The sequence below is a fragment of the Mesorhizobium sp. M6A.T.Cr.TU.014.01.1.1 genome, assembly GCF_004022765.1.
In the GTDB taxonomy this organism is placed as follows: Bacteria; Pseudomonadota; Alphaproteobacteria; order Rhizobiales; family Rhizobiaceae; genus Mesorhizobium; species Mesorhizobium mediterraneum.
Genome location: NZ_RZPG01000041.1, coordinates 1 through 25,056, shown reverse-complemented (window position 1 = coordinate 25,056; position 25,056 = coordinate 1). Strand labels below are relative to the sequence as shown.

The following is a 25,056-nucleotide window of genomic DNA, read 5'->3' as shown; positions in this document are numbered from 1 at the left end:
CGAAAATCGAATTCGGTTTCGCTGGGGATCATGCGTAGCTTAAAAGTGGTAGAGCGTCCTTTGCGCATCCGGAACGACGCGTGACGCTCTGGGCAGCGGGTGCGAAACGAGCAGGAACCATGAACGAACTAAAGCCGGTGCAGAGCGAATTCACCACTGTCGAGGTGGCGAGCCCAGAGGGCGGCAACCCGGACCGCTTTGTCAACCGCGAGTTTTCCTGGCTGCAATTCAACCGCCGCGTCCTTGAGGAGTCGCTGAACGCCAATCATCCGCTGCTCGAGCGTGTCCGCTTCCTGTCGATATCGGCCGCCAATCTCGACGAGTTCTTCATGGTCCGCGTCGCCGGTCTCGCCGGCCAGGTTCGCGAAGGCATCACGCTGAAGAGCCCGGACGGCCGCACCCCCGAACAACAGCTGGAACAGCTGCTGCGCGAGGTCGAGCGTCTGCAGGAGGATCAGCAGAATAGCCTTTCCGCGCTGATGCTGCTGCTCGACAAGGAAGGCATCGAGAGCATCAGCCGCGATGCGCTGACCAAGGACGAGAAGACCTGGCTCGAGGATCATTTCCAGGAGCAGGTCTTCCCGGTGCTCACACCGCTTTCGATCGATCCGGCGCATCCGTTCCCGTTCATTCCCAATCTCGGCTTCTCGATGGCCCTGCAACTGCGCCATCGCAGGAATGGCGAGGAGATGAGTGCGCTGTTGCGTCTGCCGGTGGCGCTGAAGCGCTTCATCCGCTTGCCTGACCGCAAGCGTCATGTCCGCTTCATTCCACTGGAAGAGGCGGTCGGCCTCTATATCGGCAAGCTGTTCCCCGGCTACGAAGTCAAGGGCTCCGGCACGTTCCGCATCATCCGCGACAGTGACATCGAGGTCGAGGAGGAGTCCGAGGATCTCGTGCGCCTGTTCGAGACGGCGCTGAAGCGCCGCCGCCGCGGCTCGGTCATCCGCATCGAATTCGACAAGCTGATGCCGGCCGAGCTGCGCGAGTTCGTCGCCGGCGAGCTTGGCGTCTCGTCGAGCCGCATCAGCGTGCTCACCGGTCCGCTGGCGCTCAGCCAGATTTCCGAGATCGTCGCCATCGCCCGCGACGATCTCAAGTTCACGCCCTATAATCCGCGCTTTCCCGAGCGCATCCGCGAGCATGGCGGTGACTGTTTCGCTGCTATACGCGAGAAGGACATCATCGTTCACCACCCCTACGAATCCTTCGATGTGGTGGTGCAGTTCCTGCGCCAGGCGATGGCCGATCCGGAAGTGGTGGCGATCAAGCAGACGCTCTATCGCACCTCGAACGACAGCCCGATCGTGCGCGCCTTGGTCGACGCGGCCGAGGCCGGCAAGTCGGTGACGGCGCTGGTCGAGCTCAAGGCGCGTTTCGACGAGGAAGCCAACATCCGCTGGGCCCGCGATCTCGAGCGCGCCGGCGTTCAGGTCGTGTTCGGCTTCCTCGAGCTGAAGACCCACGCAAAAATGTCGCTGGTGGTGCGGCGCGAGGACGGCAAGCTGCGCAACTACGTGCATCTCGGCACCGGCAACTACCACCCGGTCACCGCGCGCATCTACACCGACTTGTCCTTCTTCACCACCGATCCGACGATCGCCCGCGATGTCGCCCAGCTGTTCAACTTCATCACCGGCTACGCCGAGCCGACCGAGGAGATGCGGCTGGCCATCTCGCCCTTCACGCTGCGCAAGCGCATCCTCAAGCACATTTCGGCCGAGATTGCCCATGCGCTGGAGGGCAGGCCGGCCCGCATCTGGATGAAGATGAATTCGCTGGTCGACCCGATCGTCATCGACGCGCTCTATGACGCCAGCCGCGCTGGCGTCGAGATCGATCTAGTCGTGCGCGGCATCTGCTGCCTGAGGCCTCAGGTGCCGGGCCTGTCGGAAAACATAAGGGTCAAGTCGATCGTCGGCCGCTTCCTCGAACACAGCCGCATCTATTGTTTCGGCAACGGCCATGGACTGCCGTCGGACGGGGCGGTCGTCTACATCTCATCGGCCGATTTGATGCCGCGCAATCTTGACCGTCGTGTTGAAACCATGGTGCCGATCACCAATCCAACGGTGCATGAACAAGTCCTCGGCCAGATCATGCTGGGCAACATCATGGACAACCAGCAAAGTTTCGACGTATTGGCTGACGGAACCTCCCGGCGCGCCGTGCTTGAGGAGGGCGAGGAACCGTTCAACGCGCAGGAATATTTCATGACCAATCCGAGCCTTTCCGGACGGGGTGATGCGCTGAAATCGCATGCGCCCAAGCGCATCGCGCAGTTCAAGCGCCGCAAGAAAAACGGCGCAGCGACCGGCTGATGATTTCAACGTCCCAGGGCCGGCTTCAGGACCGCCGACCGCTGTCCATCATCGACATCGGGTCGAACTCGATCCGTCTTGTCGTCTATGAGGGGCTGGCGCGCTCGCCGACCACGCTGTTCAACGAAAAGATGCTGGCTGGCCTCGGTCGCGGCATCGTGTCGACCGGAAAGCTGGACCCCGAGGCGGTGACGCGCTCGATGGAGGAGTTTCGCCGTTTCCGTGCGCTGTCCGAGCAGGCCGGCGCCGAGCACATGTATGTGCTGGCGACCGCGGCTGCCCGCGAGGCGGTCAACGGTCCCGATTTCATCCACCGCGCCGAAGATGTGCTCAAGACCGAGGTCCAGGTGCTGAGCGGACGCCAGGAAGCCCATTATTCCGCGCTTGGCGTCATTTCCGGCTTCCATCCGGCTGACGGCATCGCCGGCGACCTCGGTGGCGGCAGCCTTGAGCTGGTGGACGTCGACGGCGAGACGATCGGCGACGGCATCACGCTGCCGCTGGGCGGCCTGCGCTTGCAGGACATGGCGAAGAACTCACTGGCCCAGGCCGGAAAGATAGCGCGCGACGAGCTCGCGAAGGCAAAGCTCCTGAAAGGCGGGCGGGGCAGGCCATTCTATGCGGTCGGCGGCACCTGGCGAAACCTCGCCCGGCTGCACATGGAAATGACCAACTATCCGCTGAGCGTCATGCACCATTACGAGATCGGCATCGAAAGCGCCGCGAACTTCCTCAAGCAGGTGGCCAAGGGTGAGATCGAGAAGGTGAAGGGTATCGAAGGCGTCTCGAAGAACCGCCGCTCGCTGCTGCCTTATGGCGCCATCGTGCTCCAGGAGATCATGGCGGCGATGCAGCCGTCCAAGATCATCGTCTCGGCGCTGGGCGTGCGCGAGGGCTTTCTCTATTCGCTGCTCGGCGAGGCCGAGCAGAAGGCAGATCCGCTGATCTCGGCTTCGGAGGAACTCGCCCGGCTGCGCTCGCGCTCGGTCACCCACGCGCATGAGCTTGTCGAGTGGACGGGCAAGACCTTTGCCGCCTTCGGCATCGACGAGACCGACGACGAGAGGCGCTATCGCCAGGCCGCCTGTCTGCTTGCCGACATCGGTTGGCGCGCGCATCCCGAATATCGCGGCAAGCAGTCGCTCAACATCATCGCTCATGCCTCCTTCATCGGCGTCGACCATCCCGGGCGCGCCTTCCTGGCGCTTGTCAACCTGTTTCGCCACGAGGGCTTGTTCAACGATGCCGCTCCGGAAATCCGGGGGCTGGCGACGCCGCGCTATCTCGAGCGCGCCCGCGCACTGGCCGCGGTGATGCGCGTCGTCTACGTGCTGACGGCGGCGATGCCGGGCGTCATGCCGCGGCTGAAATGGGAGAATCGCGGCAATGGCGTGCTTGCGCTTGTGCTGCCGGCGTCGCTGGCCGATCTTTACGGCGAGCGGCCTGCCGGCCGCCTGGCGCAACTGGCGAGGGTCACCAATCGCCGACTGGTGCTGGCGGTCGAGGGCGGCCCCAATATGCCAGCCAAGTAGTCTGGTCAAGTCGTTTCAGGGCCGATCCTAAAAGCCCGCCCGTCGATCGAATAGGCGCCTGCGCCAGCCATCGCCAGCGCCAGAAAACCGCCGGATAGCGCGATGTCCTTCATCAGCATCTGTGAATGCATGAAGGCCAGCGTCGGATCGTCGCCACCTTGGCCATAATGGCCGATGAAGCCTGCCGCGATGCAGAAGGCGGCAAGCAGGAGTGCCACGATCGGCGTCTTGAGGCCGACGAGGATGAGCAGTCCGGCGACCAGCTCGAACAGCCCCGTCACCCAGGCCACGAGCGTCGGCAGCGGCAGGCCGAGGCCGGCAAAATAGCCTGATGTGCCGGTAATGTCGGTAAGCGCGTGGAAGCCGGACGGAACGAACAGGGCGGCAAGCAGAAGACGGGAAAGCAGAAGCAGCGCATTGCGGGGCATTGGTCACCTCCGATGTCGGCCACGCCGGTTGGTCTGTTCCTCCCCGACGCCCTCGATCTTAGCGGAAATTCGGGCCAGGCCACTCGGCCCGGCCAATCGACAGTCTGGTAGATCGACAACGAAAAAGGGACGCGGAAAATTCCGCGCCCCTTGCTGCAACAGCTACTAGCTTGCGTCAGCCGCGCTTGGCGTCGACCGAATAGGCGCCGGCGCCCGAGGAAGCCAGCACGAGGAAACCGCCGGAAATCGCCAGGTTCTTCATGAAGCTGATCATCTGCATCTGATCGGCCCAGCCGGTGTGGGCGACCAGCGCCGTGGCGACAGTGAAGACTGCCAGCACCCAGGCGGTGATCCGGGTCTGGAAACCGATGAGGATGGCGAGACCGCCGAGCAGCTCGATCAGGCCGACGACAACAGCCGTTACGGTCGGCATCGGCAGGCCCATGCTGCCGAAGTAGCCTGCGGTGCCGGCGATCGCGGTAAGCTTGCCGAAACCGGAAAGCACGAAGATGACTGAAAGCAGGACGCGGCCAAGCAGGATGGTGGCCGAGGCGTTGGAAACGGTGCCGGAACCGGCAACGGACGTGTTGGTGGACATGGTGACTCTCTCCGGAAGGGGTTGTAGTGCCATCCAGATAGAGCAGGTCGACTGTTCACCAAAGATGCGGATTTGGTTACAGATCGTTCACAGCAGTAACGTTTCTGCGATCAGCGCAAAAATCATCGGGGATGACGTCACGTCACCCGGGATGCGTCATGTCCTCCGGCCGCACCAGGCGGTCGTAGTCGGCTTCGGTGACCAGCCCGGTGGCCAGCGCTTCCTCGCGCAAGGTTGTACCGTTCTTGTGCGCGGTCTTGGCGATCTTGGCGGCATTGTCGTAGCCGATGGTCGGCGCCAGTGCTGTCACCAGCATCAGCGAACGGTCCAGGGCGGCCTTGATGTTGTCCTCCCGCGCCTCAATGCCCACAACGCAATTGTCGGTGAAGGAGATGGAGGCGTCGGCGAGCAGCTGCACCGACTGCAGGAAATTATAGGCCATCAGCGGGTTGTAGACGTTGAGCTCGAAATGGCCCTGACTGCCGGCGAAGGTCACAGCCGCATTGTTGCCGAACACCTGGATGCAGACCTGCGTCAACGCCTCGCACTGGGTGGGGTTGACCTTGCCCGGCATGATCGATGAACCCGGCTCGTTTTCCGGCAGCGACAGTTCACCAAGGCCGGAGCGCGGGCCGGAGCCGAGCAGACGAATGTCGTTGGCAATCTTGAACAGGGCGCCAGCGCAGGCGTTGATGGCGCCATGCGAGAACACCATGGAATCATGGGCCGCTAGCGCCTCGAACTTGTTCGGCGCCGTGACGAAGCCGATGCCGGTGATGTCAGCAATGCGCGCCGCCACCTTCTCGGCAAAACCGACCGGCGCGTTGAGACCGGTGCCGACGGCGGTGCCGCCTTGCGCCAGTTCCTGCAGGCCGGGCAGCGTCATCTCGATGCGTTTGATCGATGAGGCGACCTGCGCGGCATAGCCTGAGAATTCCTGGCCAAGGGTGAGGGGCGTCGCGTCCTGCGTATGCGTGCGGCCGATCTTGATGATGTGGGCAAAAGCTTTGGTCTTGGCCTCCAGCGCGGCGTGCAAATGCCTGAGCGCCGGCAACAGGTCGTGCACGATGCGCTCGGCGCAGGCGATGTGCATGGCCGTCGGATAGGTATCGTTCGACGACTGGCTCATATTGACGTGGTCGTTGGGGTGCACCGGTTTCTTGGATCCCATGACACCGCCCAGCAGTTCGATCGCCCGATTGGAGATCACCTCGTTGGCGTTCATGTTGGATTGCGTGCCCGAGCCGGTCTGCCAGACGACCAGCGGGAAATGATCGTTGAGCTTGCCGTCGATGACTTCCTGAGAGGCTTCGATGATCGCTTTGCCGATAGCCGGATCGAGCCGCTTCAGCTCCATATTGGTTTCGGCCGCCGCCCGCTTGACGATGCCGAGCGCGCGAACGATCGACGCTGGCTGTTTTTCCCAGCCGATTTTGAAATTTCCCAGCGAACGCTGCGCCTGTGCGCCCCAGTAGCGGTCGGCGGCGACCTCGATGGGACCGAACGTGTCGGTTTCGGTTCTGGTCTCTGGCGCGCTCACTTGGTCTCTCCGGTCTGTCGAATTCGGCACCGGCGTATCGCGTTGCACAAATGGCTTCAAGCGGAGATTGCGGGCGGCAAGGATGCAAATCGGTTGAAGGAGAATCTTCTTTCTTCTCTCGCTATCGAGAAGGTGGATCGGCGCGTTGGCGCCGAGACGGTTGAGGTATGTGGAAGAAACTCCAACGCGGGCGATCCACTCGAACACCCTCATCCGAACTAGCGCGGCGCGGATAAAGTGCACTGGCAGGAAAAACTTATGGCTTTGGACTGAATGCGTGTATGGCGTCCTCCGAGAAAACAGTTCGGCTGTTTGTTGAATGGCCGAATGTCGAGGAGAAACTCCATGTCGCGGAGCGTGTTGGTGTCTGGAGGCTGCGGCTTCATCGGATCGCATTTGGTCGATCGCCTGTTGCTGCGCGCCGACCTGGGAAAGTTGGTTGTCGTCGACAATCTGTGGACCGGAGTGCAGCAGAACATTGAGCATATCAATGATCCGCGACTGAGCCTGGAAGTACAAGACGCCGAGAGCTTCGCATCGCACCAGCGCTTCGATGAAATCATGCACTTGGCGTCGCCTGCTTCTCCATCATGGTACATGCGCGAGCCGGTACGCACGATCAAGGCCAACATCGGGGGCGCGCTGAATCTTCTGACGCTACTCAAACCGGGTGGTCGCTTCTGCTTCACTTCGACGTCGGAAGTCTATGGCGATCCCTTGGTCTCTCCGCAGCCGGAGAGCTACAGGGGCTCGGTGGATTGCATAGGACCCCGATCGTCATACGACGAGAGCAAGCGCTGCACCGAAGCGCTGTTGTTTGAATCTCAGCGCATCAGCGGACTCGATGTCCGTGTCGCGAGATTGTTCAACACATATGGACCGCGAACTCGTATCGACGATGGTCGCGCTATATCGAATTTTATCAGCCAAGCCCTGACCACCGGAATCCTGACGGTCTATGGCGACGGTCTTCAATCCCGCAGTTGGGGTTATGTCGAGGATATCGTCGACGGTTTGGAGCGTTTTTTCTGGCGCGACAACATATCGTACCGGGGCCCTTTGAATATCGGAAACGATTGCGAGGTGTCTGTGCTGGAGATCGCAAACTTCGTCTGTTCGCTCGTTCCAGGTTCCCGGGTCGAGCATCATCCGCCAGCTCCCCAGGATCCCACAAATCGATGCCCGGACCTGACTCTGGCCAGGCGTGTTCTTCCAGACTGGGGAGCGAAGGTCAGCTATCAAGAAGGCGTTAGGCTGACCCTTGAATGGTTTCGAGAACAGGTTTCTGAATGGCGCTCGGCCAACATGGAATCTTCGGCTGTGCCTGCGATGCGCCCTGTGAGCGGTGCGTGAAATCCTGCGCGACGATCAGGGAGACATTTATGCCGGCGATTCTCTTGGCACTGTGACCACCGCTGTGGTTTGAGCAAAGCGGCTATATCGATCATCTCGCCGGGAGTAGAAACGGCAAGGCAACAGCCGAGCCGATGCGCGGCTATGACAGGACATCCTATTCGTGAAATTGATTGTTGTGACACCGGCCGGTCGCGAGAAATATCTCCGCCTGCTCAGCCATTATGTACTGAAGAGCCCTGAAGTATACGAATGGCATTTGTGGGACAATTGCCGCAACGAGGTCGATCGTGCCTATCTCCAACAGCTGGCTGCGACAGACACGCGTTGCAGGATAAAAACGCTTCCTGATGCTGATGGCAGCAACAACGCGATCGGCGACTTCTTTCGCTTCTGCGACGATCCGGACGCTTTCTATTTGCGCCTCGACGACGATGTGGTTTTTCTGGAAGATGGCTTCTTCCCTAGATTCATGGAGAGGGTAGCAAGCGAAAGGGGGTCGGCTCTGTGGTATGCGCCGTTGATCATCAACAACGCAATCTGCAACACGCTGATCAAGTATCTTTCCAGGGTCTTGGTCGACGGGCCACTTACGTGTCAGGCGGCATGCGAATTCTCGTGGGCCCACGCTAGTTTTCCGATGGCGCTTCACCCGGTCTTCATCGAAGCCGTCAAAGCCAACAGACTCGGCGATTTCCGCGTGCCGGACCGGGAGATCCGGCTGTCGCGCTTTTCGATCAACGCGATCGGCTTCTTTGGATCCGACATAGTGGAACTGGGTGATCTTTTTATTCCGCCGAAGAGCGGTAGTGGCGGCGAGGAAGAGTGGCTATCAGCAACGCTGCCGGCGATGCTCGATCGCCCGGGCAAAGTGCTCGGCGATCTGGTCGTAGCGCATTTCAGCTTCTTCACCCAGGAACGCCGTCTGCTTCAAACCAATATTCTTGACAGCTACTATAGGCTCGCCGGCCTTGTCCCGCAGTCTTACAAAACACCTGTGATCCCGTTGAAAGACCGGCTAAGGCCGTGGCGCAAGCTCAAAAGGAGCCGGGCACCGAAATACACGATTTCGCTTCCCCCAAGCATTGCCGACTGATGTTCGGCTAACTGAGCGATACACGCGCCTAGCCGGCCGACTGGCTGCTTTTGGTCTTACCTTGCGATCCCGGCAACGCGCTCGGGATATTGCGCGGCCATCATGAACCGGTCCGCATGATCGGCAAAAATCCTGCTGACCTGTTCGGCGTCAAACCGGGACCTTCGTTTGCGCTTCTCGTCATTGATGAGGAAGCCGGTGATGGCATCGAGCTTTCGGGTGAAGCTTTTGAGGGCGAACCGCGGCTGCCGGGCGAAATGACCGGCCCAAGGCGTATCCTTTGCGAGTTGGCGATAGATGGCCAAGGCTTCGGGCTCGACGCCGATTGAACGCTGCGACCAGGGTTTACCCCGCGTGAAATGACGCGCGAACGACTTGCCGAACGATATCTGACTGCTGAAATTCGTCATGACGTTCCAGTAGGGGTGCATAGTCTGCCATCTGCCTTCAAAGGCAACGTTGAGCGCACCTTGGTCCAGACCGTAGGTATGCTGCGAGGAGAGTTGCCGAGTCCTCTGCAATAACCCCTCTCGCCGCACCAGCGGCATGTTGAACACCAGCACGCCCGCATTGAATTTCGGTGCGCCCGGCTTCATCGGCAGGTGCTTCCGGTACTTCGCGTCGAAATAGCTCTGCTCGTCGTGAGCGGCCAGCAACGGCGCGTGCAGTTGCGTGTGGGCGAGGTCGGCTACCGATCGATTGAAGAGCACGTCGCTGTCGGCATAGACGATGCGATCGTAGGGCTCGAACTCAGGCAATTGATCTGCAAACAGCCTGATATAGGTCGCCAAGGTCAGATGACCCGGATTGAAGTCTGTCGCCTCCATGAACCTCGACACGTCGAGGATGCTGACCGCGGAGCCGAGCAAGCGTTCAGCGACCTCCAAGTCCTTTGCGCCGGCACCAGTCTGAAGAAGAAAGCCCTTGATTGGGCCGGATACGTCCAACACGCGGCGCGCCGCCAAGCAAGCGTACGGAAAGTAATTTTGATCGGCAGCGAAAAAGAAGCACGGGTTTTGCGACATATATAGACTTACCTCAGAGCGTATGCTCATCAACTGCTTTGCTTGCTGTCGCAGGCGCGGAAAGCTGTGACGTAGCTCTCTTGACTTCTCATGGCTGAAAGAAGGCGGGCACCGGGAGATCGGTGGTAAGACAGCCCATCGTAACTGCCGCCGCGTGCCTCGCCTGTCCAATGGCAACATCCATGTCCAGGTATTTGAACGTCGCAAGGCGGCCTACGAAACTCACGTTGCGGAGTTGCGTGGCCTCATACCGGTAGCGATCCAGCAACGCCGATCCGGCTGCCAGATTGACCGGATAGAATGGAACGTCATTCTCGCCGCATTCAAAGCTGAATTCGCGGGAACACAGACTTTTTTCATGTGTTTCCCACGGCGAGAACTTCTTGTGTTCGGAAATCCGAGTGTATGGAACCTCGGGATCGGGATAGTTCACGATTGCGCTTTTCTGAAAGTCTCCAGCGACGACGAAATCCTCGAATCGCAGCGACCGATAGGGCAGCCGCCCGAACTCGAAATTGAAAAATGCATCCAGTCCACCTGTGTAGAAGATATGATCGAATTCGCGGTCGACGCCGTCACGGTGGAACTTGGTATTGTATTCGACCGTGATGAGCGGATGGTGAAGCATCTTTTCCACCAAGGCGGTGTAGCCTTCTTGCGGAATTCCGATCCTGGAATGGTGAAAGTAGTTGTTGTCTTCGGTAAAGCGCAGTGGCAGGCGCTTGAAAATATCGCTCGGCAATTGGTCGGGTGGACGTCCCCATTGCTTTTGCGTATAGCCCTTGAAAAACGCGTTATAAAGCGCCTCACCTATACTTGAGATTGCTTGTTCTTCGAAATTTCGAGGGTCATGGTCCAGCGGTACCGAAAGATTCCGAATATGAGCCTGCGCGCCCTCTGCGGTGAACTGCCGTTCGAAAAATTGGTTCAACGTGTTTAGATTGATTGGAAGCGAAAACAGCCGGCCGGCCACACTGGCCCTTACCTCCAATGCAAAAGGCCTGAATTCTGCAAATCGCGAAACGAACGACCAGACATCCACATCGTCGGAATGGAAAATATGCGGTCCGAACACATGCTTCATGATGCCGGTCCGCGCGTCTCGCTCGGTGTGGCAGTGTCCACTGGGATGCGATTTTGCCTCGACAACCCGAACGGCATAGCCGGCGTCAGCCAGCGATCTGGCCAAAGTCGCGCCTGACACGCCGGCACCTACGATTAAAATCCGCACATAACCTCGCAGAAGAGCATCATTGAAATGGCAGGCCTCGACGCAGCGATCCCGAATCTACCCATACCTGTTCGCGTCGCCGAACAGGGGCGGGGCTTGGTGCATAGGCTTAATCGAGGTGAAATGTACTGCCGATTCAGCAAGGGAAGGCTGCAGGCAAGTTTCCGCGCCGTCTGGCTTCAAAGGCACATACAGGTCCTGACCCTTATTGCCGAGGCGCTGGCATTGCTCGGCGTTCGTAGCATCCCATCTTTCTATGTCAACTTGGCCGATGTGCCGTTTGCAAAAAGATCCAGGTATTTCCGGACGCGGTTCGGCTTTGCTTCGGCAGACGGTTATGCCGAGATCGCCGCGCCTGACTTCACGTTCAATGGCTGGCCAGAGGCGAAATTCGACGACTACGATCAAAAAACGTCGGCGATGGCAGCCGCGTCGGAGGGGCAGCCGCGCAAGAACAGCGCGTTTTGGGCAGGGCGCTGCATGAACGATGCGCGTAAGGCAACGGTCCAGGCTGCGACAGCCCGGCCCGATCTCCTGGAGGCTTATGACACCGCGCCTGATTACGACTCCGCCTCCGTGCAATATTCCGGCACCTTCAAGACCATGGAGGAGCAGGTCGCCACATTCAGATACATGATTGATGTCGAAGGTGCCGGCTATAGCGGGCGCTTGAAATTGCTGCTGCACACCAAGCGCGTCGTGCTGATGCAGGACCGACCATGGCATGAGTGGTTCTTCGGGGATATCGAGCCGTTTCGTCACTACGTCCCGGTGGCACGGAACATGTCCGACCTGGTCGAGCGTATCGAATGGTTGCGTGCCAATCCGAAAATGGAGGCCGAAATAGCCGCGGAGGCGCAGCAATTCGCGCAAACCAACCTGACGCGCTCGGCCGCGGTGGCCACATGGGCCCGCTTGCTTGAAGGCCACGTGGCTGCCGGCGGCAATTTGAAGTCCAATCTTCGGAAACTGACGCGTTCGAAACGGTAGTCCAACGAAGGCAACGTTTCATACGGGTCGCGAAGGCCTGATCGTGAGACGTCCTCACGACAGGTCACCGTCCGAGCAGCGATTGTGAGGTGGGCGAAAGACGCAGCGTTTCCGTCGGTCTGGCCTGGTCCGACTGCAATGCCTGCCAGGCCGGCGCGGCGGCAAGCGCTGCTTCATGACGGGCATGGGCGTCGGCGCTGTCGAAACCCGTGACGCTGATAAAAACGTTTTCGCCTGATCGAACCGGCAGGCGGGGAAAGCTGTTTTCGGCATGCTCGGTGACAAACGCAGCGAGTGGCCGCGCGCCAGGTGCCGCCAGCACGGACTCGGCATCAGTTTCGAAGCGGCTGGCGAAGTCGACTTCGGCGCCGGGCCGCAGATGATGAATCTTAATGACAACAATATCCGACAAGCGGTTGTCTCTGCTTGGCTTTTCGTAAGCCGGCAAGGCTGTCCGTTGCGAGCCCGTCAGGTCGAAGCCCGCGCCCGGCCATGCCGGTTTCAGCAACAGCACGTCGTCGGAGTCAATCATCGTGGCGTTGGCGGCATCGCGCCAGGCGGCCCACACCGATCCCTCGTAAAACGCGGTCAGCGCTTTTTTGCGCGCTTCCATGCCGTCGAAGCCGCGCAGCCAGACGAACATGTTTGGTCGGTCGAGATCGCGGAACTGGCCGATGATGGTCATCCCTGCCGTTTCCTGACCCTCGATCAGGTGACCGTCGAAGATGCTGATCAGCGCCTCGCGCCGGCCAGGTTTCAGCGTGTATTGCCTGAGCTCGACGATCGGCGAGGCGTTGAAGCTGGATTTCGACGGGGCATTCAGGGGCAGGCTCATCGCGTAATCTCCAAAACAGGGTGATCATCCTGTTCTAAAACAGACCGGTTGTCCTGTTTTGTCAATCTGCTATCGTGTGGAGATGTCAGCAGAGATTACCGCTCGCCCAAAGGTGCGGCCCGGGAAACGCACCAACGACCCGGAAGGCCTCCGCAAACGCGTGCTCGATGTCGCCGAAGCCTCCTTTCAGGCGCGCGGCTACCACGCTTCCAGCCTCGGTGACCTGATGGCAGCGGCGGGTGTCACTGGCGGCGCGCTGCATCATCATTTCCCGACCAAGAAGGCGCTTGCGTTGACGGTGATCGAGGAGCGGGTGGCGGCTGCCGTCGAAGCAACATGGATCGCGCCGCTGCAGGCGGCAGGCTCGGCACGCGAGGGCGTGCGCAGCGTGTTCGAGGCCGTGGCAACGGAACTGGAGCAACAGGGTTTCGTGCGCGGCTGCCCGCTCAACAATCTGGCGCATGAACTGTCGCTCGCCGATCCGGATTTTCGCACTGCCCTTGCCGCCATTTTTTCGGCGTGGCGCGAGGCGATCGCCGACAAGATCAGGGCCGACCAGCAAGCGGGCAGGGAGCAGGACACCGATCCGCAGCGCTTCGCCGCGCTCGCGGTCGCCACCTATTCCGGCGCCATGTCGATGGCCAAGACGACGCAGGATTCAGGCGTGCTGCGCGATTGCCTGAGCGCGCTGGAGCAGGGAGCTTCCTCGGCAGGAGCGAAGCGACGTCGCAGGGTGCTGCGGCAGTATCGAGCCTTTTGACATCGGAGCGTCAGCCGCCTCCGTCCCGGAGCCTAATTCGGCAGCGGTTTGATGACCTCGTAGCCGACCACGCTTTCGGCGTTGGTGCCCTCGTCATAGCGCCTGGCCACAACAGCCTGCAGGTCGGGCGCGTAGAGCGCGGTGAATTCATCCTGTGTCTTGCCGGCCTCATTCTTGATCGACTGCCTGACAGCGAGCACGTTGTATTTGCAGTCGCCCAGGCTGAACGTCTCTTTGCCCTTGACGTTGATCTCGAGCGTCTCGGTGCCCTTCGGTTGTTTGTTGGGTGCGAGGCGAACGAATACGGTCTTGCTTTTCGCCCCGGCCTTGAGCGGAAACAGCTTTCTGAGATCGGAAAGCGGGATCATGGCAAGCTGACCGGTCTCGCTGTCGCGAAACACCTCGATCAGGCCGCCGAACAGAAACTGCGTCTGCGGCGATTGAGACTGGTATTCGTTGGCAACCGACACCATTCCACCCGCCGCCGGTCGAAACTCGCTGTGGATGCCGGGCCTTTCGAGAACGAAGCCGGCCTTGGCGGCTTTGGCGTCGATGCACTCGGCACCATGCGCGGCGCTCGCCAGGATGGTGAGTGTCGTGCCGATGGATATAGTCTTCATGGCGTCCTCCTCTGCCCGCGTAAGTTGAGTTCAGACACCGGAAGCAATGCCAGACCTGTGGCACCGTGTCGACATACTGTTCGAGGCAACTAGACGAAGAGGCGCCGGCTGTGCTGAATTTCGCGCCATGAATCGCATCTTGGCAGGATCACTCTCCCGGCGCAGCTTCCTGGCGCAGGCGGCAGGGTTTGCTGCGGCCGGCGCCGTTGCGCGACCGGCGCTCGGTCAGACCGGGCAGCGCAGTCCGCCAGTCGACGCCACCTTCCTGTTCATTGCCGATGTCCATGCCTGCCGTATGGCCAGCGGGTTGAGCCCCAATTGCCAGCAGGAAGGCAAGACCGACGCTGCCCTGCTGCGCAGTGTCGCTGCCTTGAACGCCATCGACGACAAGGAATGGCCGGCCGAAATCAACGGCGCCGCCACCGGTTTGCGTTCGGCCGGCAGCCGCATCGCCACGCCGCTCGGCCTCGTCGTCGGCGGCGACATGACCGACGATGGCGGCGGCCAGATCACCCAGCCCAGCGAGGGTACGCAGCTTCTCCAGTTCAGCCAGCGCTATCAGCAAGGCGTCGGCCCCGATCGCGTGCACATGCCGGTCTATGTCGGGCTCGGCAACCACGATCTCGACCAGAATGGCCCACCACCTCATGTCGACTGGTATCGGCGCGAATTGCGCGACTATGTCGAGGTCAACCACCGCCCGGGCGTGTTCTTCAAGCCGCCGGTGCCGGCGACCGACTACGATGTCGATACCGACTACTATTCCTGGGACTGGGGTGGCCTGCATCTCATCCAGACGCACCGTTTTGCCGGCGACACCGGCCATGGCGCGCTCTCCAGCCTGCCATGGCTGAAGCAGGATCTGGCGACCTATGCGGCGGATGGCCGCCCCGTCATCCTCTTCCAACACTATGGCTGGGATGTTTTTTCGATCGAACGATGGGATGCCGCCAAAGGAACCTTCGACGATGACGGTCCTGGCCCGCCGCATTGGTGGAGCGAAGCGGACCGGCAGGCGCTGCTGGCGGCGCTGAAGGGCTACAATGTCGTCGCTATCTTGCACGGTCACCAGCACGAGGTGCCGATGATCTACCGCCGCGACGGGGTCGATCTGTTCAAGCCGAAGGCCGCCTATATGGGCGGCTTCGCGCTGGCGCGGGTGACCAGCGACAGCATGGACGTGGTGCTTGGTGAAGCCATCGGCGATCATGGCGAGGTCGCCTTCACCAACGCTTTCTCGAAGAGCCTGAACTTCTAACGGCGGCAACTGAAGCAGACAGCAAACCGCCTAAAGCAATTCCAGGAAAAGTGCGTAGCGGTTTTCCGTCCGGAATTGCGTAAAAACAAACACTTAGAGCGGTTCGGCGCTTTTATCAAAAGCTGAACCGCTACTTAAGCCGCTTCCTCATCGCTGTTGAAAACGGCAGCGCAGCGATCAGAGCGCCTTTCTGACCCTATCCTTCACGTCGCCATAGGCCTTCTGCAATTTGCCGGCGATTTTGTCGGCCGAGCCTTCAGCCTGGACGCGCCTGTTGCCGGTGGCCTTGCCGGCGGCTTTCTTCACGGAGCCTTTTAACTGCTTGGCTAGGCCCGCAACCTGATCCTTGTTCACCATGGCCGCATCTCCTGGGGTTTAATTTGCCTTTGTCCTGGGCAAACGGGCGGCTGGTTTTTCGGTTCCGAGGCCACGGGTCCGCGATGGCCAGAGCCGTCCGGCTCGCCGGCGCTAAGCGGCGATTGCCGCTCGCCATAAAAGAACGCCCCTCGCGCGTTTTATTGCACGGGAGGCGTCCTTTGTGTCAGCCTTTCCTGAGATTGCTCTCGTGAACTGCTGACGATACCCAAAATGCATGGATGCCAAAATGGTTCCCGGCATGGTGCGATTTTTTTCGACAGCTGACGCTCGACCGGTTTCGGCGCCAAATCCGCCATCGAATCCCTGCTTAATCCAACCTGGCGGCGATCGGTCCGCCGGGCGGCGAAAGCAAAAATTGACACGGCGTCAAAAGAAGTCTATAAGAAATTCGTCGATATTTGTTTGACTGACTTTTGTTATCCGCGTGCTCAGGCGCGCCTTTGACGAACTTCCCCCATCAAAATCGAGACAAACGTTGTTGTGCATTCGCATGACGGCGAACGAATATTTGCCACGGAAAGGGTTCGTTATGAGCACAGGCACAGTTAAATGGTTCAACGCCACCAAGGGTTTTGGTTTTATTCAACCTGACGACGGCTCCGCCGACGTTTTTGTCCACATCTCGGCCGTAGAGCGCGCCGGAATGCGCGACATCGTCGAGGGCCAGAAGCTCGGCTATGAGATGGTCCGCGACAACAAGTCGGGCAAGATGTCCGCCGATCAGTTGAAGGCGGCCTAAAACGGAATTCAGCCTCGCCGGTGACCACGGATGTACCGGCACCGGTGAATGGCGGATTCCAGCGCGTGATCCCGGAGACATCGTTTCCGAAGGATCATGCGCAGATGAAAAAGTGTCAGCGCGTCCAAAAGGACGCGCGGCGCTCCAGCGGAAGGTCAGGCAATGCCTGGCCTTTTGCGTTTGGGGCGCTTCAAAAGTTCGAAAAGAGCACCGCGCGTTCGCTTGAACGTGTTAAGGGTGCTCCAGCAATTTGAATCCGACTGCCGTATTGCTTTGTGCGTGGTCCTGGTCGAAAGACCGGTCTCGCCATTTTTCGGCATTACGCTCCGAACCGGGAGAAAGACCTTGACCGCCACTTCAAAGAAATCCCGCGACCAGGCCGAATCCATCTTCAGCAAGACCCAGACCCAGTCCATGTCGCTCAACCGCATCATTTCCGAACAGGATGCTGTCAGCCAGGCCCGGGAAGCCAAGACCGCGCGGCTGCGCGAATTGCGCCTGGAAAAGGAAGCCGACGAGATGGCTGCGGCCGCCGCGCTCCCCGCCTCGCCGAAGCGTGTGGGCAAACGCTGATGGCCACCAAGCGCGTCCCGCAAAAGGCGATCGCCGCCGATTCGACCATCGCCGATGTCGTGGGAGAACTCGACAAGCCGGTCGAATATGTCCGCCGCGTGCTCGAAAAGCTCGAGCGCTGCAGGCGCGCCCATGGCGATGCCCAGGTCAGGCTCGGCGTGCGTGGCCGCTCCGAATGCCCGAACTATTTGATCGAGTATGTCCGCGAAAATGCCAAGACCCACGAGCGCGTCACCCATCAGGATGCCGCCTATAGCGGCAGCACGCATCGCGAGCTGGCGCCCCGGCACATCGAGGAGGCCAGGAACTGGTCGCCCGAGGAAATGAACATCACGGCGGTCTCGGCGCTGATCGGCCGCCTTCGCAACCCGAATGCGCCATCATCGCGTTTCTCCGACGAGGATTGATATGGCCATAAAATTTTCCGCCAAGGATCAGCCGGCAGCAACCGCTGCCGCCAAGCCGGCCAAGCCGGCCGCCGCACCGAAAGCCGACGTCACCGCCGAGGCCGCGACCGATCTGTTCAAGTCGCCGGCGGATGTCGCATCGCGCAAGACCAGGAAGAAGAAATAGCGCCCTTGCCGCGAAACGCCGATCCCGTTGCGTCAGGGCCGCTTGCCCTGGCGAGCGCCGGGGACTTTTCGTCTCTGGAGGAGAGCGCCGCTCCTCTCTTCGACTGCCAGAGCTGCGGCGCCTGCTGTTCCTATTCGGCCGAATGGCCGCGCTTTTCGACCGAGGATGACGCTCAGCTCGACCGGATCCCGCAAGACTATGTGGCCGCCGACGAAGCCGGCATGCGCTGCGACGGCGTGCGCTGTTCGGCACTTTCCGGCGAGGTCGGCAAGTCGACCGCTTGTGGCATCTACGAGGTCCGACCGGACGTCTGCCGCACCTGCATGCCCGGTGGCGACGATTGCCTGATGGCGCGCAAGGCGCATGGGCTGTCGACGCTGTAGTACGAGTCCGGCTCTCAGGTAGTGTTTTAGTTTGACTTTCCACTTCGGGTGGAAAGTCGACATTGGCGCGCCGAATTCGAGTGGCGAAAATCCAACGCTTGGTGCCCGAGGCGAATACAGCTCACGAGCCCTTTTCTACCCTTCCGCCGGAGAGTCCGAACGGGAAGTGGTGACGCCATCCAGTCATTCGTTCGACCAGCCACTCAGCCTCTGGAATCCGCCTGCAAATATATTCCCGCTACGAACTCGTTCCGTCAGCGCCGAGCTTTCAATCCAGGCTTGGATTTCGGCTGTCAGCGGGCCGAGAAAGATGACTTCCGCCAACGTCGCCGCCGCATGCAACGCGGTCATTTCGGGCCAGTTCATGGCAATGTCGTGGTGCCCGATCCAAGCGTCAGGATCTTTATAGTCGATGACGCCGCGCGCTGTCCTCTCCGTGGCGTTCACGAAGAACCTGTAGGACAGGACTCCCGGATGAACCTTCGGCTTCGACCCGCCTTGCCAGCGCGCCTACCGCTATCTCGAAGTCTTCCGGCGTCTTCTTCAGCTCGTATAAATTCAGGATGGTGAGGCGGTCGTCGATCATGATTGAACCTCGGTCCGAAACAGCATCTCTTTGCACAACCCGCCCCAGCACTCCCCAGGTCGGCACGGCGTAGCAGCCAACCGGCACCATCGACAGGCCGTTCCCTCGTAGTCGTCGAAGTCAGCACAGTACGCTGACGGAAATCCTATCCGGAGCGGTCTTCCACGACGGGTACCAGCCGTCAGGTTTTCACCACTAGAAAACGTGGTGCTGCTAAGGAGATACCTAAGGCGTGAGGAGCGCGCCCGGAATGGGTTGGGAAGTCGCCGTTCGGCTCATCTGCCAGAACGAGCACGTTGCCAAGAGCGGGACATTCGCCTTGGTCTTTCCTGCAAGGCAGCCGCCCAGAACCCAGGAGAAGGATTGTTACGGGCTACCCTGTCGCTCCAGTCTTGTCATGGCTAGGTCGGGGCACGCGACCAGGCGCCCACTTCCGAGCGGCTCACGATCACGCTACCCGCCTCGATTTCGCGCTGCATGCGCTGTCCCAAGGTTTCAATATCGACCTCAGCGGCCGTCGCAACTCCCCGGCTCTGGATTTCCGGCAGCATCGTGACAATGAGTTCAGCGGTCTGGTGTGACCATTCGAAACCGCTCTTGGTTCCTCCAACGACCGCCTCCAAGTGCATTGAGGGCGCGATCAATCCAGCCGCGCGGAATGCCGCATCGAGCTTGATACCCATGTTGGTCTCGATACCGCTGCGCCGGAACGTCTCGACGATCCATCGACAGCAGTCGTCGTAGCTCGGCGCCGGCGGGCTGGATCGACAGCCGTCCCAATCCGGCTCATGGAAGACGATGATCCCTCCAGGCCGGAGATGGCGAGCGACGCCTCGCAGGATGGCCACAGGATCGGCTTGAAACATCAGAACATAGCGGCCGATCACGGCGTCGAACGGTCGGTCGAACGAGAGTGCCGCGGGATCGCCTTCACGGAAGCTGACATTCTGGATCGGATGCGTCGCCGCGCGCCCCTCCGCCGCCGCAAGGGCCGCTGGAGCCCGATCAGCGCCGATGACCTGACCTTCGCTGCCTACCATCTCGGAAACCAGGAATGTAACGTCGCCCGCGCCACAGCCGACGTCGAGCACGCGCATCCCGGGACTTATGCCCGCAGACAGCAAGATTCTTCGCGTGATCGGGTTAATGATGCCCGCCTGATGGCTGAGACGCCTGATCTCGCGATCGGAATGGACGAGAATATACGGGACGTGGACGTCGGCACGAGCGCCACCTGCGACTTCCATGGCTTGCCTCCCCTCATACGACTGTTCCCCAAAGGGGACATCGCGTTAGTCGACGACTATGCGCCGATGCGGCAGCCAGTCAATCAGACTCGCTGTTGACCTCAATGCGAATGTCGCTTCAGGGTCAATGCTTGCCTTAGAAGTCCTCCGAACAAAGGGCAAAGAAGGGTAGTGAGCCGAAATTCGAAATGAGGCACTAACGGCCCTCGGGCTGGCTTGTGCCCACGCGTTTGGCTGGCTACGTTGCCGGCGGCAGGGACAACGCCGGGAGATCATCCGTGAGCATCGAATTCTTGTTGACGTCGCTGATTGTCGTGGCTTCGCCCGGCACCGGCGTTCTTTATACGCTGAGCGCCGGGCTTTCGCGTGGCGCGCGCGCCAGCATTGTCGCTGCTTTTGGTTGCACGCTCGGCATCATTCCGCATATGGCGGCCGCCATCACCGGGCTGGCGGCGTTGCTGCACACCAGCGCACTCGCCTTCGAGACGATCAAATATCTGGGCGTCGCCTACCTGCTCTACATGGCGTGGAACACGTTGAAGGAGAGCGGCGGCTTGAACGTCGGGCAGGATGTCGCGCCGCGCTCGGTCGGCAAGGTGATCACCTCGGGCATCCTCATCAACATCCTCAACCCGAAACTGTCGATCTTCTTCTTCGCCTTCCTGCCGCAGTTCGTCAGCACCACCGAACCGCATGCGCTGTCGAAGATGCTGGAGCTCAGCACCGTCTTCATGCTTCTGACCTTTGTCGTCTTCGTCGGCTACGGCATCTTCGCCGCCTCGATCCGCAGCCATGTCGTATCGCGGCCGATGGTGCTGACCTGGATGCGCCGCACCTTCGCCGGCGCCTTCGTCGCGCTCGGCGCAAAACTGGCGCTGACTGACCGGTAGACAGTAAGGATCGCGGGCAGTCATCGAAGCTGGCGCCGCCCCTCATCTGCCTGCTGGCATCTTCTCCCCGTCTAGGACGGGGAGAAGGGGGCTGGCCGCAACCTGGCATCCTTCCTTCAACGCGTGAGATTGGCGAAATCTTTCGCGAAGGTGTCCAGTTGATAGATGGGTAACACTTTGAACCGGATACATGGGTTACAGTTTCCCCCTGTGCTGTCGGCCGCAGCGCCAAGCGGTTTGGTTGGCGCGGCGCTGCGGCGGACGAGCTTCATGCGCCTGGTGTCGAGGATGCCGAGCGGATGGGCATGGAAGCTGAGCGCCCATTCACCATCCTCGGTTTCGGTGGCGGCGACCGCTTCGCCGGCCAGCGTCTTGGAAACGTAAACGAAGCCGCCGTTCCACCTGATCTCGCCGTTGTGACGCACGCTGCGCACCGCCGCCTCGGCCGGATAGTCGGGCTCGGGCGGTGTCGCGGGCATGGCGCGCGGCGAGGCGCGGTAATGCTGCGCCGGGGTGTCCATGGCCAGCGCCTCATGCGGACGCTCCTCATTGTAGCTGCGCCGGAAGGCCTCGAAGGCCTGGCCCTGGGCCATTCTGTCGGCCTCCGGCGCCCTGGCCAGCGGCAGCATGGTCAGGTGGAAGCGCTCGTGCCGTCCGTTCTGCTGCGGCTTGCCGGGCGCAATCCGCTCCAGCGTGATGCCGAGCTTGATGAAGCGCACCGAAAGCGGCGTCAGCCCGGTGACGCCGGCCGACGCGAAAGGCGGGCCATTGTCACTTCTGAGCCGATCTGGCAGACCATGCGCCTCAAACAGCCGCTCGAATACCGGCCAGGCCTCATCGTCCGCCGTCGAGCCCGTCGCTTCGAGCGCCAACAGGTAGCGGCTCGACGCATCCATCACCGTCAACGGTTCGCAGCGCCACCCGTCACGGGTCCGGAACCAGCCCTTGTGATCGCCCGTCCATACCGCGTTCGGCTCCTCGGCTTGCGGCCATGGTCCGTTGCCACAGGCCCGCAGCCGTGCCCGCTTGCGGACGCTGACAAGCCCGTGCCGCGCAAGGATCGCACCAGCCGTCGAGGCCGACGGCCACAGCAGCTCGGGAGCGGTGCGCTTGAGCCGCGCCATGATCTTCTTCGGGCCCCACAGCGGGTGCGTCTCCTTGGCCGCAACGATCCGCTCCACCAGATCCAGGGCCGTCGCTCGGCCATGATTGAGCGGCGCCCGTGGCAGATCACGCAAACCTCCCGGGCCGAGCGCGCGATAGCGACCAAGCCATTTGTAGCCGGTCTTGCGCGACACGCCGAAGTCTCCACACAGCTGCGTCATCGTCTCCTCGCCTGCCAGGCACTCCACAACAAACCGAAGCCGCTCGTCCATGATGCCAGTCTCTTGCCAAACCATCGCCGGTCCTCCCGGCGGACAAGAAAACTGTCACCCATGCAATCGGTCCATTCCGTTACCTATCTATCCGGTTCGGACAAAGGCAGCTTTCTCCCCGTCACTATACGGGGAGAAATGCCCGGCAGGGCAATGAGGGGCAGCGCCAGACCTATCCCTTCACATAACCCATCGCCTCGACGATCAGCCCGTCCGCTACGCGCATCAGATTGACGCCACGGATGGAGTTGCCGTCGGCACGCCAGTAACGCCAGCGGATTGTCGCCCGTTCACCGGCGACGAAAGTCTCCTCGATGTCGAAGCGGGTGCCGGGTTCGCTGGCTATCGCCGACCACAGGCGCACGCACGCCTCCCGGCCGGCATGGCGGGCGCCGTCCGGCGCCGGCACGGTATTTTCGATGACGCACTCCTCGGCCACCAGGCCCGGGAGTGTCGATGGATCATGAAGCTGGAACACGTCGTTGTAGCGCCGCATGATCTCGGCCGTCTGTCTGGATTGGTCGTCTGGATGGACAACCATGATGCTATCCTGTTTCATCTCAGTATCTCCTGATTTCATTTCTCCGCGGCCGTGGCCAAGTCGGCCTTGAGCCTGATGTCAGCCACACCAGCCAAAGCGCGGGAGACCAGGCATGTCGCTTTCGCAGACTGCGCAAGGCGCTGGAATTCCTCGGGCGCCAGGCCCGGGATTTCGGCTTCCGTTTCAAGATCGATGCGGATGATCGTCGGTCCCGCCTTGCTCGTGCCGAGGTGCACCTTGGCGACGGTGTGGATCCGCGCGGGGACATGGCCGCCGCTGCCGGCTATGGCGCTCAGCGCCATCGAAAAGCAGCCGGCATGCGCCGCCGCGATCAGTTCCTCGGGGTTCGTGCCGGGACCGTTCTCGAAGCGCGACGGGAAGGAATAGGCACCTTCGAAGACGCCGCTGCCGAGCCGCAGCCGGCCCGAACCTTCTTTCAACGACCCTTGCCATTGGGCTTCTGCCTCACGGATGGTCATTCGCTTTTCTCCTCTTCGATGAAATCCTATATATAGACCGATCTACATAATATATAGACCGGTTGTCATATTCGGCGCAAGGCCTATAATGCTCGCTCCTGACAGAGGTCGAGATGGCGAACGATACCCGAACCCGCATGATCGAGGCGACGGCGCTGCTGCTAAGGCAGCGCGGCTATCACGGCACCTCGCTCAACGATATTTTGAGCGCCTCCGGTGCGCCAAGAGGATCGCTCTACTTTCATTTTCCGGGCGGCAAGGACCAGTTGGTCATCGAGGTGACGCGCGACAGCGTCGAAAAGGTCACGCAAAGGCTTGGCGAAGAGCTGGCCGCCGAAAAAGATCCGGCGGTGGCCGTCCACCATATCTACCAGTCGGTCGCGCGTATGCTGGAGGACAACCAGTTCACGCTTGGCTGTCCAATCGCGCCTGTGGTGCTGGACTCGCCAACCGATGTGCCGGAGCTGGCCGAACTGTGCCGGTCGGCTTTCGAGCAATGGATAGGTTTGCTGCAGGCTGCCTTCGTCAAGGCAGGGGTGTCCGAGCGCCGCGCCCACGCTCTGGCGCTGCTTGTCGAATCATCGCTGGAAGGGCTGATGGTGATCGCGCGCGCCACCCGCGACCGCGCCCCGATACTGGCGGTGGCCGATGAGGTCGCCGCGTTGATAGAAAGTGCCTTGCCAGCCAAAGGGGTCGCTGTCACAGCGCATTGACGGCAGCATCCGAGCCTGGGGCGATCCGGCGAAATAATCGACCGATGACAACGAAAAAGGGCGACCTCTCGGCCGCCCTTTCCGTATCTGAAGGCTGATGGATGCGTGGATTAGAAATCCATACCGCCCATGCCGCCCATGCCGCCGCCGCCCATGCCGCCAGGCATGCCGCCGCCAGCCGACTCCTTCTTCGGAGCCTCCGCGATCATGGCTTCGGTGGTGACCAGCAGGCCGGCGACCGAGGCCGCATCCTGGAGAGCCGTGCGCACGACCTTGACCGGATCGACGATACCCATGGCGATCATGTCGCCATATTCGCCGGTCTGGGCGTTGAAGCCGAAGGTCGGGCCCTTGTTCTCGAGGATCTTGCCGGCAACGATCGATGCTTCCGCACCGGCGTTGGCCGCGATCTGGCGGGCCGGAGCCTGCAGCGCGCGACGCACGATGGCGATGCCCGCGGTCTGGTCGGAGTTGGCGCCGGTCGCCTTGATGCTCAGCGAAGCGCGCAGGAGTGCGACGCCGCCGCCGGGAACGATGCCTTCTTCGACGGCCGCGCGGGTCGCGTTGAGGGCGTCATCGACGCGGTCCTTCTTTTCCTTGACTTCGATCTCGGTCGCACCGCCGACGCGGATGACGGCAACGCCGCCCGCCAGCTTGGCGAGACGTTCCTGCAGCTTCTCCTTGTCGTAGTCCGAGGTGGTCTCCTCGATCTGCTGCTTGATCTGGGCGACGCGGCCCTGGATCTCGGCCTTCTTGCCGGCACCGTCGACGATGGTGGTGTTCTCCTTGGAGATCGACACCTTCTTGGCGCGGCCGAGCATGTTGAGGCCAACATTCTCAAGCTTGATGCCGAGGTCTTCGGAAATGACCTGGCCACCGGTGAGGATGGCGATGTCTTCCAGCATGGCCTTGCGGCGATCACCGAAGCCCGGCGCCTTGACGGCGGCGATCTTCAGGCCGCCACGCAGCTTGTTGACGACCAGCGTGGCCA

29 protein-coding genes are annotated in these 25,056 nt (G+C 61.1%); 14 read left to right on the top strand and 15 right to left on the bottom strand.

Going from position 1 to position 25,056, the window contains the following annotated elements; genetic code table 11:
- Positions 1–119: 119 nt before the first annotated feature.
- Together EN885_RS31015 and ppx are read left to right on the top strand one after the other, a co-directional pair.
- Positions 120–2,321 (top strand): RNA degradosome polyphosphate kinase, encoded by a 2,202-nt coding sequence (locus EN885_RS31015; protein WP_095489296.1) that lies wholly within the window; start codon positions 120–122, stop codon positions 2,319–2,321.
- Positions 2,321–3,853, top strand: coding sequence for an exopolyphosphatase (gene ppx, locus EN885_RS31010; RefSeq protein WP_095489295.1), 1,533 nt, complete (start codon positions 2,321–2,323; stop codon positions 3,851–3,853). The genes EN885_RS31015 and ppx overlap by 1 nt, the downstream gene beginning before the upstream one ends.
- Before the next feature lie 5 nt (positions 3,854–3,858).
- Here the strand turns inward: ppx and EN885_RS31005 are convergent, their stop codons facing one another.
- The 3 genes from EN885_RS31005 to fumC all read right to left on the bottom strand — a co-directional run bounded on the left by EN885_RS31005 (position 3,859) and on the right by fumC (position 6,419).
- Positions 3,859–4,281 (bottom strand): DoxX family protein, encoded by a 423-nt coding sequence (locus EN885_RS31005; protein ID WP_095489294.1) that lies wholly within the window; start codon positions 4,279–4,281, stop codon positions 3,859–3,861.
- A 175-nt stretch (positions 4,282–4,456) separates the two neighbouring features.
- Positions 4,457–4,879: a DoxX family protein gene (locus EN885_RS31000; RefSeq protein WP_095489293.1), complete on the bottom strand. Its 423-nt coding sequence runs from the start codon at positions 4,877–4,879 to the stop codon at positions 4,457–4,459.
- 142 nt (positions 4,880–5,021) lie between these two features.
- Positions 5,022–6,419 (bottom strand): class II fumarate hydratase, encoded by a 1,398-nt coding sequence (gene fumC, locus EN885_RS30995; RefSeq protein ID WP_127205411.1) that lies wholly within the window; start codon positions 6,417–6,419, stop codon positions 5,022–5,024.
- A gap of 345 nt (positions 6,420–6,764) precedes the next feature.
- Between fumC and EN885_RS30990 the strand changes: the two genes are divergently transcribed.
- Positions 6,765–7,772, top strand: a complete 1,008-nt coding sequence (locus EN885_RS30990; protein ID WP_127295209.1) for an NAD-dependent epimerase/dehydratase family protein — start codon at positions 6,765–6,767, stop codon at positions 7,770–7,772.
- Positions 7,773–7,935: 163 nt separating this feature from the next.
- On the top strand, positions 7,936–8,868 hold the full coding sequence (locus EN885_RS30985; protein ID WP_095489291.1) for a hypothetical protein: 933 nt from the start codon (positions 7,936–7,938) through the stop codon (positions 8,866–8,868).
- Between the two features lie 56 nt (positions 8,869–8,924).
- Here EN885_RS30985 and EN885_RS30980 read toward each other — a convergent pair whose 3' ends face one another.
- On the bottom strand, positions 8,925–9,893 hold the full coding sequence (locus tag EN885_RS30980) for a glycosyltransferase (RefSeq protein ID WP_164897952.1): 969 nt from the start codon (positions 9,891–9,893) through the stop codon (positions 8,925–8,927).
- 88 nt (positions 9,894–9,981) lie between these two features.
- A complete protein-coding gene (locus EN885_RS30975; RefSeq protein ID WP_128244003.1) occupies positions 9,982–11,124 on the bottom strand; it encodes a UDP-galactopyranose mutase in 1,143 nt (380 codons plus the stop codon).
- A 27-nt stretch (positions 11,125–11,151) separates the two neighbouring features.
- Here EN885_RS30975 and EN885_RS30970 point away from each other — a divergent pair, with 27 nt between their 5' ends.
- A complete protein-coding gene (locus EN885_RS30970; protein ID WP_128244004.1) occupies positions 11,152–12,114 on the top strand; it encodes a glycosyl transferase family 90 in 963 nt (320 codons plus the stop codon).
- A gap of 64 nt (positions 12,115–12,178) precedes the next feature.
- On the opposite strand, the gene EN885_RS30965 is transcribed toward EN885_RS30970, so the two are convergent.
- The gene (locus tag EN885_RS30965) at positions 12,179–12,898 is read right to left on the bottom strand and encodes an NIPSNAP family protein (protein ID WP_245493181.1); all 720 of its coding nucleotides are present in this window, start codon (positions 12,896–12,898) and stop codon (positions 12,179–12,181) included.
- A 133-nt stretch (positions 12,899–13,031) separates the two neighbouring features.
- Between EN885_RS30965 and EN885_RS30960 the strand changes: the two genes are divergently transcribed.
- Positions 13,032–13,709 carry a TetR/AcrR family transcriptional regulator gene (locus EN885_RS30960; protein ID WP_164897951.1) on the top strand — a complete coding sequence of 226 codons (678 nt, stop codon included), beginning with the start codon at positions 13,032–13,034 and terminating at the stop codon, positions 13,707–13,709.
- Positions 13,710–13,741: 32 nt separating this feature from the next.
- On the opposite strand, the gene EN885_RS30955 is transcribed toward EN885_RS30960, so the two are convergent.
- On the bottom strand, positions 13,742–14,329 hold the full coding sequence (locus tag EN885_RS30955; RefSeq protein WP_128244006.1) for a hypothetical protein: 588 nt from the start codon (positions 14,327–14,329) through the stop codon (positions 13,742–13,744).
- 127 nt (positions 14,330–14,456) lie between these two features.
- Between EN885_RS30955 and EN885_RS30950 the strand changes: the two genes are divergently transcribed.
- Positions 14,457–15,587: a metallophosphoesterase gene (locus EN885_RS30950; RefSeq protein ID WP_128244007.1), complete on the top strand. Its 1,131-nt coding sequence runs from the start codon at positions 14,457–14,459 to the stop codon at positions 15,585–15,587.
- Between the two features lie 177 nt (positions 15,588–15,764).
- On the opposite strand, the gene EN885_RS30945 is transcribed toward EN885_RS30950, so the two are convergent.
- On the bottom strand, positions 15,765–15,944 hold the full coding sequence (locus EN885_RS30945; RefSeq protein WP_128244008.1) for a CsbD family protein: 180 nt from the start codon (positions 15,942–15,944) through the stop codon (positions 15,765–15,767).
- A gap of 550 nt (positions 15,945–16,494) precedes the next feature.
- Here EN885_RS30945 and EN885_RS30940 point away from each other — a divergent pair.
- The 5 genes from EN885_RS30940 (at position 16,495) to EN885_RS30920 (ending at position 18,233) form a co-directional block, all read left to right on the top strand.
- Positions 16,495–16,704 carry a cold-shock protein gene (locus tag EN885_RS30940; RefSeq protein ID WP_010915421.1) on the top strand — a complete coding sequence of 70 codons (210 nt, stop codon included), beginning with the start codon at positions 16,495–16,497 and terminating at the stop codon, positions 16,702–16,704.
- A gap of 345 nt (positions 16,705–17,049) precedes the next feature.
- Entirely contained in the window at positions 17,050–17,277 is a 228-nt protein-coding gene (locus tag EN885_RS30935; protein ID WP_095489283.1) for a hypothetical protein, read from the top strand.
- Positions 17,277–17,684: a hypothetical protein gene (locus EN885_RS30930; RefSeq protein ID WP_095489282.1), complete on the top strand. Its 408-nt coding sequence runs from the start codon at positions 17,277–17,279 to the stop codon at positions 17,682–17,684. Before EN885_RS30935 ends, EN885_RS30930 begins: the two co-directional genes overlap by 1 nt.
- Before the next feature lies 1 nt (position 17,685).
- The gene (locus tag EN885_RS30925; protein WP_095489281.1) at positions 17,686–17,850 is read left to right on the top strand and encodes a hypothetical protein; all 165 of its coding nucleotides are present in this window, start codon (positions 17,686–17,688) and stop codon (positions 17,848–17,850) included.
- A gap of 47 nt (positions 17,851–17,897) precedes the next feature.
- Positions 17,898–18,233 carry a YkgJ family cysteine cluster protein gene (locus EN885_RS30920; protein ID WP_245493180.1) on the top strand — a complete coding sequence of 112 codons (336 nt, stop codon included), beginning with the start codon at positions 17,898–17,900 and terminating at the stop codon, positions 18,231–18,233.
- A gap of 183 nt (positions 18,234–18,416) precedes the next feature.
- Here EN885_RS30920 and EN885_RS34480 read toward each other — a convergent pair whose 3' ends face one another.
- The 3 genes from EN885_RS34480 to EN885_RS30910 all read right to left on the bottom strand — a co-directional run bounded on the left by EN885_RS34480 (position 18,417) and on the right by EN885_RS30910 (position 20,066).
- A complete protein-coding gene (locus EN885_RS34480) occupies positions 18,417–18,599 on the bottom strand; it encodes a hypothetical protein (protein WP_245493178.1) in 183 nt (60 codons plus the stop codon).
- A 37-nt stretch (positions 18,600–18,636) separates the two neighbouring features.
- Positions 18,637–18,819, bottom strand: coding sequence for a hypothetical protein (locus EN885_RS34475; RefSeq protein ID WP_245493177.1), 183 nt, complete (start codon positions 18,817–18,819; stop codon positions 18,637–18,639).
- A gap of 401 nt (positions 18,820–19,220) precedes the next feature.
- On the bottom strand, positions 19,221–20,066 hold the full coding sequence (locus EN885_RS30910; RefSeq protein WP_128244010.1) for a class I SAM-dependent methyltransferase: 846 nt from the start codon (positions 20,064–20,066) through the stop codon (positions 19,221–19,223).
- A 278-nt stretch (positions 20,067–20,344) separates the two neighbouring features.
- Here EN885_RS30910 and EN885_RS30905 point away from each other — a divergent pair, with 278 nt between their 5' ends.
- Positions 20,345–20,956, top strand: coding sequence for a LysE family translocator (locus EN885_RS30905; RefSeq protein WP_095489278.1), 612 nt, complete (start codon positions 20,345–20,347; stop codon positions 20,954–20,956).
- 116 nt (positions 20,957–21,072) lie between these two features.
- Here EN885_RS30905 and EN885_RS30900 read toward each other — a convergent pair whose 3' ends face one another.
- The 3 genes from EN885_RS30900 to EN885_RS30890 form a co-directional block, all read right to left on the bottom strand.
- The gene (locus tag EN885_RS30900) at positions 21,073–22,356 is read right to left on the bottom strand and encodes an integrase core domain-containing protein (RefSeq protein ID WP_128244011.1); all 1,284 of its coding nucleotides are present in this window, start codon (positions 22,354–22,356) and stop codon (positions 21,073–21,075) included.
- A 148-nt stretch (positions 22,357–22,504) separates the two neighbouring features.
- Positions 22,505–22,891 (bottom strand): nuclear transport factor 2 family protein, encoded by a 387-nt coding sequence (locus EN885_RS30895; RefSeq protein ID WP_128244012.1) that lies wholly within the window; start codon positions 22,889–22,891, stop codon positions 22,505–22,507.
- 17 nt (positions 22,892–22,908) lie between these two features.
- Positions 22,909–23,352: an OsmC family protein gene (locus EN885_RS30890; protein WP_128244013.1), complete on the bottom strand. Its 444-nt coding sequence runs from the start codon at positions 23,350–23,352 to the stop codon at positions 22,909–22,911.
- A gap of 113 nt (positions 23,353–23,465) precedes the next feature.
- On the opposite strand from EN885_RS30890, the gene EN885_RS30885 reads away from it, so the two are divergent.
- On the top strand, positions 23,466–24,065 hold the full coding sequence (locus EN885_RS30885; RefSeq protein WP_128244014.1) for a TetR/AcrR family transcriptional regulator: 600 nt from the start codon (positions 23,466–23,468) through the stop codon (positions 24,063–24,065).
- A 110-nt stretch (positions 24,066–24,175) separates the two neighbouring features.
- Here the strand turns inward: EN885_RS30885 and groEL are convergent.
- Positions 24,176–25,056, bottom strand: an 881-nt coding sequence (gene groEL / locus EN885_RS30880; RefSeq protein ID WP_128335249.1) for a chaperonin GroEL, incomplete at its 5' end; no start/stop codon positions are given.

Coding starts and splice junctions, on each gene's coding strand:
- EN885_RS31000 (WP_095489293.1), bottom strand. CDS start 4,879: ATGTCCACCAACACGTCCGTTGCCGGTTCCGGCACCGTTTCCAACGCC.
- EN885_RS30970 (WP_128244004.1), top strand. CDS start 11,152: ATGGCAGGCCTCGACGCAGCGATCCCGAATCTACCCATACCTGTTCGC.
- EN885_RS30885 (WP_128244014.1), top strand. CDS start 23,466: ATGGCGAACGATACCCGAACCCGCATGATCGAGGCGACGGCGCTGCTG.
- EN885_RS30895 (WP_128244012.1), bottom strand. CDS start 22,891: ATGAAACAGGATAGCATCATGGTTGTCCATCCAGACGACCAATCCAGA.
- ppx (WP_095489295.1), top strand. CDS start 2,321: ATGATTTCAACGTCCCAGGGCCGGCTTCAGGACCGCCGACCGCTGTCC.
- EN885_RS30890 (WP_128244013.1), bottom strand. CDS start 23,352: ATGACCATCCGTGAGGCAGAAGCCCAATGGCAAGGGTCGTTGAAAGAA.
- EN885_RS30990 (WP_127295209.1), top strand. CDS start 6,765: ATGTCGCGGAGCGTGTTGGTGTCTGGAGGCTGCGGCTTCATCGGATCG.
- EN885_RS34475 (WP_245493177.1), bottom strand. CDS start 18,819: ATGATCGACGACCGCCTCACCATCCTGAATTTATACGAGCTGAAGAAG.
- EN885_RS30930 (WP_095489282.1), top strand. CDS start 17,277: ATGGCCACCAAGCGCGTCCCGCAAAAGGCGATCGCCGCCGATTCGACC.
- EN885_RS30910 (WP_128244010.1), bottom strand. CDS start 20,066: ATGGAAGTCGCAGGTGGCGCTCGTGCCGACGTCCACGTCCCGTATATT.
- EN885_RS30960 (WP_164897951.1), top strand. CDS start 13,032: ATGTCAGCAGAGATTACCGCTCGCCCAAAGGTGCGGCCCGGGAAACGC.
- EN885_RS31005 (WP_095489294.1), bottom strand. CDS start 4,281: ATGCCCCGCAATGCGCTGCTTCTGCTTTCCCGTCTTCTGCTTGCCGCC.
- EN885_RS30945 (WP_128244008.1), bottom strand. CDS start 15,944: ATGGTGAACAAGGATCAGGTTGCGGGCCTAGCCAAGCAGTTAAAAGGC.
- EN885_RS30955 (WP_128244006.1), bottom strand. CDS start 14,329: ATGAAGACTATATCCATCGGCACGACACTCACCATCCTGGCGAGCGCC.
- EN885_RS30950 (WP_128244007.1), top strand. CDS start 14,457: ATGAATCGCATCTTGGCAGGATCACTCTCCCGGCGCAGCTTCCTGGCG.
- EN885_RS31015 (WP_095489296.1), top strand. CDS start 120: ATGAACGAACTAAAGCCGGTGCAGAGCGAATTCACCACTGTCGAGGTG.
- EN885_RS30940 (WP_010915421.1), top strand. CDS start 16,495: ATGAGCACAGGCACAGTTAAATGGTTCAACGCCACCAAGGGTTTTGGT.
- EN885_RS30925 (WP_095489281.1), top strand. CDS start 17,686: ATGGCCATAAAATTTTCCGCCAAGGATCAGCCGGCAGCAACCGCTGCC.
- EN885_RS34480 (WP_245493178.1), bottom strand. CDS start 18,599: ATGAACTGGCCCGAAATGACCGCGTTGCATGCGGCGGCGACGTTGGCG.
- EN885_RS30980 (WP_164897952.1), bottom strand. CDS start 9,893: ATGTCGCAAAACCCGTGCTTCTTTTTCGCTGCCGATCAAAATTACTTT.
- EN885_RS30900 (WP_128244011.1), bottom strand. CDS start 22,356: ATGGTTTGGCAAGAGACTGGCATCATGGACGAGCGGCTTCGGTTTGTT.